The 13332-nt window shown below is 54.5% G+C and carries 13 protein-coding genes and 5 tRNA genes; 12 read left to right on the top strand and 6 right to left on the bottom strand.

The annotated features are described in order from the left end of the window. Positions 1-10 precede the first annotated feature (10 nt). The 9 genes from pal to pnuC all read left to right on the top strand — a co-directional run bounded on the left by pal (position 11) and on the right by pnuC (position 4296). On the top strand, positions 11-529 hold the full coding sequence (pal, locus tag WM46_RS10800) for a peptidoglycan-associated lipoprotein Pal (RefSeq protein ID WP_006685431.1): 519 nt from the start codon (positions 11-13) through the stop codon (positions 527-529). 9 nt (positions 530-538) lie between these two features. Then, positions 539-1333, top strand: coding sequence for a cell division protein CpoB (gene cpoB / locus WM46_RS10795; protein ID WP_102602240.1), 795 nt, complete (start codon positions 539-541; stop codon positions 1331-1333). 164 nt (positions 1334-1497) lie between these two features. Next, a tRNA-Lys gene (locus WM46_RS10790) sits at positions 1498-1573 on the top strand. A gap of 135 nt (positions 1574-1708) precedes the next feature. Beyond that, positions 1709-1784: transfer RNA gene (locus WM46_RS10785), tRNA-Val, on the top strand. 3 nt (positions 1785-1787) lie between these two features. Continuing rightward, positions 1788-1863: transfer RNA gene (locus tag WM46_RS10780), tRNA-Lys, on the top strand. A gap of 160 nt (positions 1864-2023) precedes the next feature. After that, positions 2024-2099 (top strand) — tRNA-Lys (locus tag WM46_RS10775). A gap of 32 nt (positions 2100-2131) precedes the next feature. Beyond that, a tRNA-Lys gene (locus WM46_RS10770) sits at positions 2132-2207 on the top strand. Positions 2208-2507: 300 nt separating this feature from the next. After that, a complete protein-coding gene (gene nadA, locus WM46_RS10765) occupies positions 2508-3551 on the top strand; it encodes a quinolinate synthase NadA (protein ID WP_102602239.1) in 1044 nt (347 codons plus the stop codon). A 25-nt stretch (positions 3552-3576) separates the two neighbouring features. Beyond that, on the top strand, positions 3577-4296 hold the full coding sequence (gene pnuC / locus WM46_RS10760) for a nicotinamide riboside transporter PnuC (protein ID WP_102602238.1): 720 nt from the start codon (positions 3577-3579) through the stop codon (positions 4294-4296). On the opposite strand, the gene zitB is transcribed toward pnuC, so the two are convergent. Together zitB and WM46_RS10750 are read right to left on the bottom strand one after the other, a co-directional pair. Beyond that, positions 4293-5234, bottom strand: coding sequence for a CDF family zinc transporter ZitB (zitB, locus tag WM46_RS10755; protein ID WP_102602237.1), 942 nt, complete (start codon positions 5232-5234; stop codon positions 4293-4295). The genes pnuC and zitB overlap by 4 nt on opposite strands. A gap of 108 nt (positions 5235-5342) precedes the next feature. Further along, entirely contained in the window at positions 5343-5717 is a 375-nt protein-coding gene (locus tag WM46_RS10750; protein ID WP_061076895.1) for a YbgS-like family protein, read from the bottom strand. A 317-nt stretch (positions 5718-6034) separates the two neighbouring features. On the opposite strand from WM46_RS10750, the gene aroG reads away from it, so the two are divergent. The 3 genes from aroG (at position 6035) to WM46_RS10730 (ending at position 9067) form a co-directional block, all read left to right on the top strand. After that, positions 6035-7087 (top strand): 3-deoxy-7-phosphoheptulonate synthase AroG, encoded by a 1053-nt coding sequence (aroG, locus tag WM46_RS10740; protein WP_102602236.1) that lies wholly within the window; start codon positions 6035-6037, stop codon positions 7085-7087. Positions 7088-7238: 151 nt separating this feature from the next. Continuing rightward, a complete protein-coding gene (locus WM46_RS10735) occupies positions 7239-8306 on the top strand; it encodes a FecCD family ABC transporter permease (protein WP_102602235.1) in 1068 nt (355 codons plus the stop codon). After that, entirely contained in the window at positions 8303-9067 is a 765-nt protein-coding gene (locus WM46_RS10730) for an ABC transporter ATP-binding protein (RefSeq protein WP_102602234.1), read from the top strand. The genes WM46_RS10735 and WM46_RS10730 overlap by 4 nt, the downstream gene beginning before the upstream one ends. A gap of 42 nt (positions 9068-9109) precedes the next feature. Here WM46_RS10730 and gpmA read toward each other — a convergent pair whose 3' ends face one another. The 4 genes from gpmA to galT all read right to left on the bottom strand — a co-directional run bounded on the left by gpmA (position 9110) and on the right by galT (position 13325). Then, a complete protein-coding gene (gpmA, locus tag WM46_RS10725) occupies positions 9110-9862 on the bottom strand; it encodes a 2,3-diphosphoglycerate-dependent phosphoglycerate mutase (RefSeq protein WP_061076897.1) in 753 nt (250 codons plus the stop codon). Positions 9863-10093: 231 nt separating this feature from the next. Further along, positions 10094-11134, bottom strand: coding sequence for a galactose-1-epimerase (gene galM / locus WM46_RS10715; RefSeq protein WP_102602233.1), 1041 nt, complete (start codon positions 11132-11134; stop codon positions 10094-10096). After that, positions 11128-12276 carry a galactokinase gene (gene galK / locus WM46_RS10710; protein ID WP_061076899.1) on the bottom strand — a complete coding sequence of 383 codons (1149 nt, stop codon included), beginning with the start codon at positions 12274-12276 and terminating at the stop codon, positions 11128-11130. The genes galM and galK overlap by 7 nt, the downstream gene beginning before the upstream one ends. Positions 12277-12278: 2 nt before the next feature. Continuing rightward, positions 12279-13325 carry a galactose-1-phosphate uridylyltransferase gene (gene galT, locus WM46_RS10705; RefSeq protein WP_061076900.1) on the bottom strand — a complete coding sequence of 349 codons (1047 nt, stop codon included), beginning with the start codon at positions 13323-13325 and terminating at the stop codon, positions 12279-12281. Between the last annotated feature and the right edge of the window lie 7 nt (positions 13326-13332).

Raw genomic sequence — 13332 nt, 5'->3', positions numbered from 1 at the left:
AATCATTGAAATGCAACTGAACAAAGTGCTGAAAGGGCTGATGATCGCTCTGCCTGTTATGGCTATTGCGGCATGTTCTTCTAACAAGAACGCCAGCAATGACGGCAGCGAAGGCATGCTGGGTGCCGGCACTGGTATGGATGCAAACGGCAGCGGCAACATGTCCTCCGAAGAGCAGGCTCGTCTGCAGATGCAGCAGCTGCAGCAGAACAACATCGTTTACTTCGATCTGGACAAGTACGATATCCGTTCTGACTTCGCTGCAATGCTGGATGCGCACGCTAACTTCCTGCGTAGCAACCCGTCTTACAAAGTCACCGTAGAAGGTCACGCGGACGAACGTGGTACTCCTGAGTACAACATCTCCTTGGGTGAACGTCGTGCGAACGCTGTTAAGATGTACCTGCAGGGTAAAGGCGTTTCTGCTGACCAGATCTCCATCGTTTCTTACGGTAAAGAAAAACCTGCAGTACTGGGTCACGACGAAGCGGCTTACTCCAAAAACCGTCGTGCCGTACTGGTTTACTAAGAGAATTGCATGAGCAGTAACTTCAGACATCATCTGTTGAGTCTGTCGTTACTGGTTGGCATAGCGGCCCCCTGGGCCGCTTTTGCTCAGGCGCCAATCAGTAGTGTCGGCTCAGGCTCGGTCGAAGACCGTGTCACTCAACTCGAGCGTATTTCTAACGCTCACAGCCAGCTTTTAACCCAACTCCAGCAGCAACTCTCTGATAATCAGGCCGATATAGACTCCCTGCGTGGTCAAATTCAGGAAAGTCAGTATCAACTGAATCAGGTGGTTGAGCGTCAGAAGCAGATCCTGTTACAGATGGATAGTCTGAGCAGCGGTGGTGCTTCCGCGCAGCCTGCAAGCGGCGATCAGAGCGGAGCAGCAGCGGGGGCAGCGGCGTCTGCGCCTGACGCAGGTGCTGCGACGTCGGGGGCGCCAGTACAAAGCGGTGACGCGAATACCGATTACAATGCGGCAATTGCCCTGGTGCAGGATAAATCCCGTCAGGATGATGCAATTGTGGCATTCCAGAACTTCATCAAAAAGTACCCTGATTCGACTTATCAGCCGAATGCCAACTACTGGCTCGGTCAGTTGAATTACAACAAGGGTAAAAAAGATGATGCCGCGTTTTATTTTGCTTCGGTAGTGAAAAACTACCCGAAGTCACCTAAGGCTGCTGACGCGATGTATAAAGTCGGCGTGATCATGCAGGACAAAGGTGACGCCGCGAAAGCAAAAGCGGTATATCAGCAGGTTATCAGCAAATACCCAGGCACCGAAGGCGCAAAACAAGCGCAGAAACGTCTTGGCGCGATGTAATGCACAGCATGCGACCAGAAATCGAATTATTTCTGGTCGTGTCGTGCGATTCCTAAGCAGTTGAGTGATCTACATCGAAATTTTTGTTGCGCTCAAATCTTAAATCAGTAATATATGCCGCCGTTGCCAAGGGATATCAAACAAACCAAAAGCAGCGCAAAAGTGGGTCGTTAGCTCAGTTGGTAGAGCAGTTGACTTTTAATCAATTGGTCGCAGGTTCGAATCCTGCACGACCCACCAATCGTTCTGGTGGACGCGATAGAAGAACGTGAAGGATAACGTTGCGAAAGCAACGGCCCGTAGGGCGAGGCGAAGCCGAGTCATCCTGCACGGCCCACCACTTAAAGATGGAAACATCTTTACCAGCGTAGTATCGGGTGATTAGCTCAGCTGGGAGAGCACCTCCCTTACAAGGAGGGGGTCGGCGGTTCGATCCCGTCATCACCCACCACTCGGGTCGTTAGCTCAGTTGGTAGAGCAGTTGACTTTTAATCAATTGGTCGCAGGTTCGAATCCTGCACGACCCACCAATTTAACATCAAACTCAGATGTTAAACGTGAAGGATAACGTTGCTTCAGCAACGGCCCGTAGGGCGAGGCGAAGCCGAGTCATCCTGCACGACCCACCAATTTAACATCGAATATTAAATTGGTGCCGAGTAAAAAAAATCTTTCAGGCAACACCCGAATGGGTCGTTAGCTCAGTTGGTAGAGCAGTTGACTTTTAATCAATTGGTCGCAGGTTCGAATCCTGCACGACCCACCATCCTGAATGATTAAGTAAGAAAATCCCGTAAGGGGTCGTTAGCTCAGTTGGTAGAGCAGTTGACTTTTAATCAATTGGTCGCAGGTTCGAATCCTGCACGACCCACCAGTGTAAAAAGGCGCCCTAAAGGCGCCTTTTTGCTATGCGCAGAATGTAACGATTCCAACCTGCGTAACGTCTGATGGCGTTTCGCTTGTCAGACCTGTCAATGATTGATCTGGTCAATGGTTATGCCTTGTAGGCCGGATAAGACGTCAGTCGCCATCCGGCGTTATCAAGCGCAATTGTTGTGACTTTTGCCGCTCAATCCGCTATCTTGTTTAGCATATAAAACAAATATGACCGATCATGGCATGCATCACGCCTTAAGTCGGTTAATTCGTTAAGCCAGTAAAACGAGAAAGCATGATGAGCGTGATGTTTGACCCTGAAGCCGCAATCTATCCGTTTCCGCCGAAGCCGGTGCCGCTGAGCGCCGATGAAAAAGCGTTCTACCGTGAAAAAATCAAGCGCCTGCTGAAAGAGCGTGATGCGGTGATGGTTGCGCACTATTACACCGACCCCGAAATCCAGCAACTGGCCGAAGAGACCGGCGGCTGTATTTCTGACTCACTGGAGATGGCCCGCTTTGGCGCCAATCATCCCGCCTCGACGCTGCTCGTTGCAGGCGTTCGCTTTATGGGTGAGACGGCCAAAATTCTCAGCCCGGAAAAAACCATTTTAATGCCGACCCTCGAGGCGGAATGCTCGCTGGATCTTGGCTGTCCAATCGACGCATTCAGCGCGTTCTGCGATGCCCATCCGGATCGCATTGTCGTGGTTTACGCCAATACCTCCGCGGCGGTTAAGGCTCGCGCCGACTGGGTGGTGACGTCCAGTATCGCGGTTGAACTGATTGAGCATCTGGATAGTTTGGGTGAAAAAATCATCTGGGCACCGGATCGTCATCTCGGGAAATATGTTCAAAAGCAGACAGGGGCGGATGTCCTCTGCTGGCAAGGGGCGTGCATCGTCCATGACGAGTTCAAAACGCAGGCGTTGAGTCGCATGAAAGGTCTGTACCCGGATGCCGCGATCCTGGTTCACCCGGAATCACCGCAGGCAATAGTGGATATGGCCGATGCTGTTGGTTCCACCAGTCAGCTCATTAATGCAGCCAAAACGCTTCCACATCAACAACTTATTGTCGCTACCGATCGGGGTATTTTCTACAAAATGCAGCAGGCGGTACCGGGTAAAGAGCTGCTGGAAGCGCCCACTGCCGGAGAAGGCGCTACCTGTCGCAGCTGTGCGCACTGTCCGTGGATGGCGATGAACGGCCTCAAAGCAATCGCTGAGGGGTTGGAGCAGGGTGGGCAGACCCATGAGATACACGTTGACGAAGCGCTGCGAGAAGGCGCATTAGCGCCGTTAAACCGTATGCTGGAATTTGCGGCTACACTACGTGCGTAGATAATCACACGCTCCGGGGGAAAAGATGGACTTTTTTAGCACGCAGAACATTCTGGTACATATACCAATGGGTGCTGGGGGTTACGATCTGTCGTGGATCGAAGCGGTAGGTACTATCGCGGGGTTGTTGTGCATTGGTCTCGCCAGTATGGAGAAGATCAGCAACTACGCTTTTGGCCTGATTAACGTCACGCTGTTTGCGATCATCTTTTTCCAGATCCAGCTCTACGCCAGCCTGCTGTTGCAGCTTTTCTTTTTCGCCGCCAACATTTACGGCTGGTATGCGTGGTCGCGGCAGACCACGCAGAACGAGGCAGAACTTAAGATTCGCTGGCTGCCTCTGCCGAAGGCGCTGGGCTGGCTGGCGGTTTGTGTGGCGGCGATCGGTCTGATGACGGTCTATATCGACCCGGTCTTTGATTTTCTGACCCGTATCGCAGTAACGATCATGCAGATGCTGGGTTTACAGGTTGCCGTACCGGATTTACAGCCCGATGCCTTCCCGTTCTGGGATTCCTGCATGATGGTGCTGTCGATTGTGGCGATGATCCTGATGACCCGCAAATACGTTGAGAACTGGCTGCTCTGGGTGGTGATCAATGTGATTAGCGTCGTGATCTTTGCCCTGCAGGGGGTCTATGCGATGTCGCTGGAGTACCTGATCCTGACCTTTATTGCGCTTAACGGTAGCCGGATGTGGATTAACAGCGCGCGCGAACGAGGCTCACACGCGCTGTCCCATTAGTGGTGGTGATGTGAATGGTCGGACACTTTCTGATTTAGATCGCAGTCCGGCCCGTGACAGGGCTGATATTCCATCTGAATGGTGGCGTGTTCAATCTGGTAATGATGAATCAGAAAGTGCTGGATGCGTTCCAGCAGTCCGTCATGATCGTGCGGCGGGATCACCTGTACATGCAGGGTCATGACCGGTTTCTCACCCACCATCCACACGTGTACGTGATGGACGTTTCGCACTTCAGGGAGCTCCCGGCTGAGGTGGCGCTGCAGCGCAGCGATATCCAGCGAAACCGGGGCGCCTTCCAGCAATTCATTCACGCTATCTTTCAATAAGCGCCACGCGCTGCGCAGAACCAGCAGTGAGACCAGTACCGACAGAATGGGGTCGGCAGGCGTCCAGCCGGTCCAGATGATAATCACCGCCGCGATGATGGCCCCGACCGAACCTAATAAATCCCCCATCACATGCAATGCCGCAGCGCGTACGTTCAGGTTTTTCTCTTCGCTGCCGCGATGCAGGATCCAGAAGGCAAGGATATTCGCCAGCAATCCGGCGACAGCGATGACCATCATCATGCCGCCCGCCACCGGACGCGGCGTGTAGAAGCGCTCAATCGCCTCCCAGACGATTAAAATCGTAATCACGACCAACGCAATCGCATTGACGAAAGCGGCCAGCGTCGTCAGTCTCAGCCAGCCAAAGGTGTGGCGGATAGTCGGCGGTCGGCGGGCGAACTGAACGGCCAGTAGCGCAAACAACAGTGCGGCGGCATCGGTCAGCATATGTCCGGCGTCGGCGAGCAGCGCCAGTGAACCGGATAAAATCCCGCCCACCACCTCCAGCAACATAAAGCCCGCCGTGATGCAAAACGCGAGCAGCAGGCGGCGGGCATTGCCATCCTCGGGCAGGTGAGGGGCAGAATGAGAGTGTGAGTGCGCCATAATGTCATCCCTTAGTTATTTTCATCTTAACTGTATGACATCATACCGTTTCTGGACGAATAAAATAAAAAGGAGAGCTCGCGCTCTCCTGTTAGCTTGTTTTCAGTTTTACTGCGTGGTGCCATCGGTTTTGCTATCAACACCGTTGTTCATACCGTCACCGGTTTCCACTTTTTTGTTCATGTCCGGGCAGCGGCCGTCCTTACACATTGTGTTTTTGTGCACCTCATCCTGGGTCATTCCCTCGTGATTCATGGAAGAGCCATTTGGATGCAGCATCGTGCCGCCTGAATTGATATTGTCGTTATCAACATTATTCGGAGCCACGTTTTCTTTTGCATCCGGGGCGACCTGGCCGGCGTCAGCGGCGGCATTCGCCTGGCCATTATTACTTTGGGTGCTGGATTCGGCGGCCAGCGCAGCGCCGCTGGCAAGGCTGAGCGTGGCGGTCAGGAAAAGTGAGGCCAGTTTTGTCATTCGCATAAGATGCTCCTGTTTTGGTTGAGTTGTCGGAGAACGTCTTCCAACAGTGCATGTGCCAGTCAAAGGGGCAGGCAATGGTTAAAGATCTCAAACGAGCGCAAAGGCTCAGCAGAGAATCTTGAAAAGATTCATAAACAGAGTGGTTACAGTTAAAAATTGTAGGTTAGATCTCGTTTTTCGCTACTTTGTGGCGTTTTTTAGCTGAATTCCAGGATTAATCCGTTCGAAGTGTAAAAGACCGTTTACACTTTTTGGCTGAGGATATAGATTGGAGGGATTGCATTCATTTAGATAAGTATGGCAACGCTGGAATAATCATGAATTATCAGAACGACGATTTACGTATTAAAGAGATCAACGAGTTATTACCCCCTGTCGCACTGCTGGAAAAATTCCCCGCTACAGAAAATGCCGCCAACACGGTTGCCCATGCGCGTAAAGCCATTCACAAAATTTTGAAAGGGAATGACGATCGCCTGCTGGTGGTGATTGGGCCGTGCTCAATTCATGATCCTGTGGCGGCGAAAGAGTACGCGGGTCGTCTGCTGGCGCTGCGCGAAGCGCTGAAAGGCGAGCTGGAAATCGTCATGCGTGTCTACTTTGAAAAACCGCGTACGACCGTTGGCTGGAAAGGGCTGATTAACGATCCGCATATGGATAACAGCTTCCAGATCAATGACGGTTTGCGCATTGCGCGTAAGCTGCTGCTGGATATTAACGACAGCGGCCTGCCGACGGCAGGTGAATTCCTCGATATGATCACCCCGCAATATCTGGCGGATATGATGAGCTGGGGCGCGATTGGCGCGCGTACCACCGAATCTCAGGTTCACCGTGAGCTGGCGTCGGGTCTCTCTTGTCCGGTCGGTTTCAAGAACGGTACCGATGGCACCATTAAAGTGGCGATTGATGCCATCAACGCCGCCGGTGCACCGCACTGCTTCCTGTCGGTCACCAAATGGGGTCACTCTGCTATTGTGAACACCAGCGGTAACGGCGATTGCCATATCATTCTGCGCGGCGGCAAAGAGCCGAACTACAGCGCTGCACATGTCGCGGCGGTGAAAGAAGGTCTGGCGAAAGCGGGTCTGCCTGCGCAAATCATGATTGATTTCAGCCATGCCAACTCCTGTAAGCAGTTTAAAAAGCAGATGGAAGTCGGGGCTGACGTATGCCAGCAAATTGCAAACGGTGAGACTGCGATTATGGGCGTGATGATCGAAAGCCATCTGGTTGAAGGCAATCAGAACCCGGACAGCGGTGAGCCGCTGGTGTACGGCAAAAGCATTACCGATGCCTGCATTAACTGGGAAGATACCGACATCATCCTGCGCCAGCTTGCGGATGCGGTAAAAGCGCGTCGCGGATAACGCGTCTGCAACCTGACAAGCCGACTTCTGGAGTCGGCTTTTTTGTCTCTTCGCCGAGCGTATTCGCGTTTCGGAATATATTTTTTTATATAGCGAGTGGCAATTGCGCTATAATCCGGCCTTCATTCGCAAACGCATCTGCTATCCCGCTATGTCTCTTCTTCCTCAGACAGCCATTGACGATGTCATTAACACGCAATATCGCAAGGTCATCCGCAAGCGCGTACTGCTGGTGCTGATGATCGTGATGGCGATTGTTGGTTCGCTACTACTGGACTTTACGCTCGGCCCATCTGGGCTGCCGATCGGTGAACTCTGGCAAACGCTGATTCATCCGACGAGCGCCAGCGGTGGCACCCGGGTTATTGTCTGGGAGATTCGTCTGCCGTACGCCCTCATGGCGCTGTTGGTTGGCATGGCGCTGGGGCTGGCGGGGGCTGAAATGCAGACCATCCTGAATAATCCGCTGGCGAGTCCGTTCACGCTGGGCGTCTCTTCGGCGGCGGCGTTTGGCGCGGCGCTGGCGATTGTACTGGGGATCGGCATTCCCGGTATTCCTGCCGCGTGGTTCATTCCGGCGAATGCGTTCATTTTTGCGCTGCTCTCTGCCCTGTTGCTTGACGGCATTACCCGCTGGACCCGGGTGGCGACCTCCGGCGTGGTGCTGTTTGGTATCGCGCTGGTCTTCACCTTCAACGCGCTGGTCTCGATGATGCAGTTCGTGGCTGATGAGGATACGTTGCAGGGACTGGTATTCTGGACAATGGGCAGCCTGGCGCGGGCGTCGTGGGAAAAAATGGGCGTACTGGCGCTGGCATTTATTTGCGTCGGGATGTGGTCAATGCGTAGCGCCTGGCAACTGACCGCGCTGCGTTTGGGGGAAGAACGGGCGATGAGCTTTGGTATCGATGTACGTCGCTTGCGCCTGTCATCGCTGCTGCGCATCAGTTTGCTGTCCGCACTCTCAGTAGCCTTCGTCGGCCCGATTGGCTTTATTGGCCTGGTGGCGCCACACATATCACGTCTGCTGTTTGGTGAAGATCACCGTTTCTATCTGCCTGGCAGTATTCTGACAGGCGGACTGGTGCTCTCTCTGGCCTCTGTCGCTTCGAAAAACATCCTTCCCGGTATCATCATACCGGTGGGGATTGTCACCTCGCTGGTGGGCGTCCCGTTCTTTCTGAGCATTATTTTGCGTCACCGTGGGAGTATGTCATGAGTGGCTTGATCCTGCGGGGCGTCACTGCGGGCTATCCAGAACGACCGGTGATTGACGATCTTAGCGTCGATGAACTGCCGCGCGGTAAAATTACGGCGCTGCTGGGGCCGAACGGCTGTGGGAAATCGACCTTGTTACGCGCGCTGGCCGGGCTGGGTAAAGCTCGCGGCGAAGTGTTACTGGACGGAGAGAACCTGTCGGCGCTGTCGCTCGCCGAGCGGGCCGGGAAAGTCGTGTTTTTGCCTCAGTCGCTGCCACAGGGCGTGCATTTGCATGTTCTGGAGTCGATCCATGTCGCGCAGCGGGCGTTGGGTAAACGTGATGATGAACAGGTGCTGGCGATCCTCGAGCAACTGGGAATTACCTCTCTGGCATTGCACTACCTTGATCAGCTTTCCGGAGGACAACGGCAACTTGTGGGACTGGCGCAATCACTGATCCGTCATCCCGATTTGTTGTTGCTTGATGAACCCCTGAGTGCGTTGGATCTGAACTACCAGTTTCATGTGATGGATGTCGTTCGCCGCGAAACACGACGGCGTAATATGGTCACGGTGGTGGTAGTGCATGATATCAATATCGCGCTGCGCCACAGTGAACATGTGCTGATGCTTAAAGACGGAAAGCGGGTCGCCAGCGGCGAGCCGGAAAAGGTCATCACAGCAGAAAGTCTGGCGCAAGTGTATAACGTCCGGGCCCGCGTAGAGTGTTGCTCACAGGGCAGGGCGCAGGTGGTACTGGATGGCGTGATTAGGGTATAGAAAATGGCCGGACAGGGCGCAAGCCGCTATCCGGCGACACTTTTACTTCGCTTTACCCTGGTTGGCGACGGCAGCGGCTTTCGCTGCGATCTCGTCGGCATTACCCAGATAGTAGCGCTTGAGCGGTTTGAAGTTTTCGTCGAACTCATACACCAGCGGCACGCCGGTCGGGATGTTCAGTTCGAGGATTTCGTCTTCGCTCAGGTTGTCGAGGTATTTCACCAGCGCGCGCAGGGAGTTACCGTGCGCCGCGATGATGACGCGCTCGCCGCTCTTCATGCGTGGCAGAATGGTGTCGTTCCAGTAAGGGATCACGCGATCGATGGTCAGCGCCAGGCTCTCGGTCAGCGGCAATTCTTTTTCGGTCAGCTTGGCATAGCGCGGATCATGTCCCGGATAACGTTCGTCATCTTTGGTCAGCTCCGGCGGGGTCACCGCGAAACCACGACGCCACTGTTTAACCTGCTCGTCACCGTATTTCTCAGCGGTTTCTGCTTTGTTCAGACCCTGCAACGCACCGTAGTGACGTTCGTTCAGTTTCCAGGATTTCTCGACTGGCAGCCAGGCCTGATCCAGTTCATCCAGTACGTTCCACAGCGTGTGGATGGCACGTTTCAGCACGGAGGTATAAGCAAAATCGAAGCTATAGCCTTCAGCCTTCAGCAGTTTGCCTGCTGCTTTCGCTTCGCCCACGCCTTTCTCGGACAGGTCAACGTCATACCAACCGGTGAAGCGGTTTTCATTGTTCCACTGGCTTTCGCCGTGGCGTACCAGAACCAGCTTAGTTACAGCCATACTCTCACTCCTCAAGCTTTATCGAATGATAATAATTCTCATTATATTGCCGTGACGGGGCAGCGGCAATGCTTACGCATAACCATAGCGAAAATAGTGCAGCAGTGTAAGGTTCTTGTGAACTCTGAGTTGCGATTTTGTCTTTGAGTGGTGGGGATTTGAGCAAGATGCGGTATCTAAAGCCCGATACGCAGGCGCTATCGGGCATTTTGCACGGGTTGTGCCGCACCATCAGGAAGGAATAAAGCGATATTCCGTCAGGCTGGCGTACTCCTCACCGGGGCGCAGAACGCAGTCTGGTTGCGGCCATTCCGGATGGTTCGGGCTATCTGGCAGGAATTCGCTCTCCAGCGCCAGGCCCTGATAATCGTCGTAGGCGTTCGGTCCGCGTGAAGAGGTGCCGCCGAGAAAGTTACCGGAGTAAAACTGTAGCGCTGGGGCCGAGGTGTAGACCTCCATCTGCAACTTTCCGTCTTGCGAAGCGAGCAGGGCAACCGGCTTTTTACTGTCGCCTTTTGCCTGCAACAGGAAAGCGTGATCGTAACCCTTCACTTTGCGCTGGTCGTCATCGGCAAGAAATTCGCTGGCGATCACTTTCGCGGTGCGGAAATCAAAGGAGGTTCCGGCGACCGGTTTCAGGCCGTCGCGTGGGATCCCGCCTTCATCCACTGGCAGATACTCATCCGCCAGAAGTTGCAGCTTATGATTACGCACGTCGGTCTGATCGCCATCAAGGTTGAAGTAGACGTGGTTGGTCAGATTGACCGGGCACGGCTTATCCACCGTCGCGCGATAGGTAATCGAGATGCGGTTGTCATCGGTCAGACGATACTGCACCGTCGCACAGAGGTTGCCTGGAAAGCCCTGATCGCCATCGTCTGAGCTTATGGCAAACAGAACCTGACGTTCATTGTGGTTAACAATTTGCCAGCGGCGTTTATCAAATCCGTCCGGCCCGCCGTGTAACTGGTTGACGCCCTGGCTTGGTTGCAGAGTTACCGTTTCCCCGTTGAGGGCATAGCGGCTGTCGGCAATGCGGTTGGCGTAACGACCAATTGAGGCGCCCAGAAACGCCGACTGATCCTGATAATGCTCCGGACTGGCGCAGCCCAGCAGCGCTTCACGCACACCGCCGTCGGAAAGAGGAATGCGGGCCGAGAGTAACGTAGCACCCCAGTCCATCAGCGTGACCACCATCCCCGCGCTATTGCGCAGGGTTAACAGGCGGTACGGCTGACCATCGGGTGCCAGTGCAGGTGTTTCATTCAGCACTGTCCTGCTCCTTGTGATGGTTTGCACACATAGAATGTTTCTTTGATACCGGTTTTAGCTTCGTACTGTTCAGCCACGGCTTGCTGGACGGCAGGGACCAGCGCTTCCGGGATCAGCGCCACAACACAACCGCCAAATCCACCGCCGGTCATGCGGACACCGCCCTTCTCGCCAATTGTGGCTTTGACGATGTCAACCAGCGTATCAATCTGCGGCACGGTGATTTCGAAATCATCACGCATTGAGGCGTGCGATTCGGCCATCAGTTGCCCCATGCGTTGCAGATCGCCTTTTTCCAGCGCGCTGGCGGCTTCAACCGTACGCGCATTCTCAGTTAACACGTGACGGACGCGTTTGGCAACCAGTGGATCCAGTTCGTTCGCAACGGCGTTAAAGGCATCCAGGCTGACATCACGCAGGGCTGGCTGCTGGAAGAATCGCGCGCCTGTTTCGCATTGCTGACGGCGAGTGTTGTACTCGCTACCGACCAGCGTGCGCTTAAAGTTGCTGTTGATGATAACGATCGCTACGCCTTCTGGCATGGAGACCGCTTTAGTGCCCAGCGTACGGCAGTCGATCAGCAGGGCATGATCTTTCTTGCCCAGCGCGGAGATGAGCTGATCCATTATCCCGCAGTTACAGCCGACAAACTGGTTTTCCGCTTCCTGACCGTTGAGTGCAATCTGTGCGCCGTCCAGTGGCAGATGGTAAAGCTGCTGGAACACGGTACCGACAGCCACTTCCAGCGAGGCAGAAGAGCTCAGACCCGCGCCCTGCGGGACATTACCGCTGATCACCAGGTCCGCGCCGCCAAAGCTGCTGTCGCGTTTGAGCAGGTGCTTCACCACGCCGCGTACATAGTTTGCCCACTGCTGGCTGTCATGGGTCACGACAGGAGCATCAAGGGAGAACTCGTCAGTCTGATTATCGTAGTCGGCCGCAATGACGCGGATCTGACGGTCGTTGCGGGCAGCGCAGCTGATGACGGTTTGATAATCAATGGCGCAGGGCAACACAAAGCCGTCGTTATAATCGGTATGTTCACCGATGAGATTGACGCGGCCTGGCGCCTGAATAGTGTGGGTTGCAGGGTAGCCGAATTTTTCAGCAAACAGAGATTGTGTTTTCTCTTTCAGACTCATTTTTATACTCCGGATTCGCGAAAATGGATGTCGCTGACCGCGCGCAGACGCTCTGCCGCTTGTTCTGCTGTAAGATCGCGCTGGGTTTCGGCCAGCATTTCGTAACCGACCATAAATTTGCGGACGGTCGCGGAGCGCAGCAGCGGCGGATAAAAATGCGCGTGTAGCTGCCAGTGTTCGTTCTCTGCACCGTTAAACGGCGCGCCGTGCCAGCCCATCGAATAGGGGAAAGAGCACTGGAACAGGTTGTCGTAACGACTGGTCAGTTTTTTCAACGCCAGCGCAAGGTCTGCGCGCTGTTCGTCGGTCAAATCGGTAATGCGCAGCACGTGCGCTTTCGGCAGTAATAGCGTTTCGAACGGCCACGCCGCCCAGTAAGGGACGACAGCCAGCCAGTGATCGGTTTCTACTACCGTACGGCTGCCGTCAGCCAGCTCGCGCTGCACATAGTCAACCAGCATCGGCGAGCCCTGTTCAGCAAAGTAGGCTTTTTGCAGACGATCTTCGCGTTCAGCTTCGTTTGGCAGGAAACTGTTGGCCCAAATCTGGCCGTGGGGGTGGGGATTCGAGCAGCCCATCGCCGCGCCTTTGTTTTCAAAGACCTGTACCCAGGGATAACGTTTCCCGAGGTCAGCGGTTTGCTCTTGCCAGGTTTTCACTATTTCGGTCAGGGCAGGAACGCTAAGCTCCGGCAGGGTTTTACTGTGATCCGGTGAAAAGCAAATAACGCGGCTGGTGCCGCGTGCGCTCTGGCAGCGCATCAGCGGGTCGTGACTGTCCGGCGCGTCAGGCGTATCCGTCATCAGCGCGGCAAAGTCGTTGGTGAACACAAACGTTCCGCTGTAATCCGGGTTCTTATCGCCGGTGACGCGGGTATTGCCCGCACACAGGAAACAGTCCGGATCGTGTGCTGGCAGCACCTCGTTAGAAGGCGTTTCTTGCGCCCCCTGCCAGGGGCGCTTGGCGCGATGCGGCGACACCAGAATCCACTGTCCGGTGAGCGGATTAAAACGACGATGCGGATGATCGACGGGGTTGAATTGACTCATGATGTTT

The organism is Citrobacter freundii complex sp. CFNIH2, assembly GCF_002880615.1.
GTDB lineage: Bacteria > Pseudomonadota > Gammaproteobacteria > Enterobacterales > Enterobacteriaceae > Citrobacter_A > Citrobacter_A amalonaticus_F.
The sequence above is the reverse complement of the archived record's forward strand: the minus strand, read 5'-3'. Positions and strand labels throughout refer to the sequence as shown.

Bases quoted from the DNA above. Each gene is read 5' to 3' on its own strand.
- pal (WP_006685431.1), top strand. From the start codon at position 11: ATGCAACTGAACAAAGTGCTGAAAGGGCTGATGATCGCTCTGCCTGTT.
- cpoB (WP_102602240.1), top strand. From the start codon at position 539: ATGAGCAGTAACTTCAGACATCATCTGTTGAGTCTGTCGTTACTGGTT.
- nadA (WP_102602239.1), top strand. From the start codon at position 2,508: ATGAGCGTGATGTTTGACCCTGAAGCCGCAATCTATCCGTTTCCGCCG.
- pnuC (WP_102602238.1), top strand. From the start codon at position 3,577: ATGGACTTTTTTAGCACGCAGAACATTCTGGTACATATACCAATGGGT.
- zitB (WP_102602237.1), bottom strand. From the start codon at position 5,234: ATGGCGCACTCACACTCTCATTCTGCCCCTCACCTGCCCGAGGATGGC.
- WM46_RS10750 (WP_061076895.1), bottom strand. From the start codon at position 5,717: ATGCGAATGACAAAACTGGCCTCACTTTTCCTGACCGCCACGCTCAGC.
- aroG (WP_102602236.1), top strand. From the start codon at position 6,035: ATGAATTATCAGAACGACGATTTACGTATTAAAGAGATCAACGAGTTA.
- WM46_RS10735 (WP_102602235.1), top strand. From the start codon at position 7,239: ATGTCTCTTCTTCCTCAGACAGCCATTGACGATGTCATTAACACGCAA.
- WM46_RS10730 (WP_102602234.1), top strand. From the start codon at position 8,303: ATGAGTGGCTTGATCCTGCGGGGCGTCACTGCGGGCTATCCAGAACGA.
- gpmA (WP_061076897.1), bottom strand. From the start codon at position 9,862: ATGGCTGTAACTAAGCTGGTTCTGGTACGCCACGGCGAAAGCCAGTGG.
- galK (WP_061076899.1), bottom strand. From the start codon at position 12,276: ATGAGTCTGAAAGAGAAAACACAATCTCTGTTTGCTGAAAAATTCGGC.
- galT (WP_061076900.1), bottom strand. From the start codon at position 13,325: ATGAGTCAATTCAACCCCGTCGATCATCCGCATCGTCGTTTTAATCCG.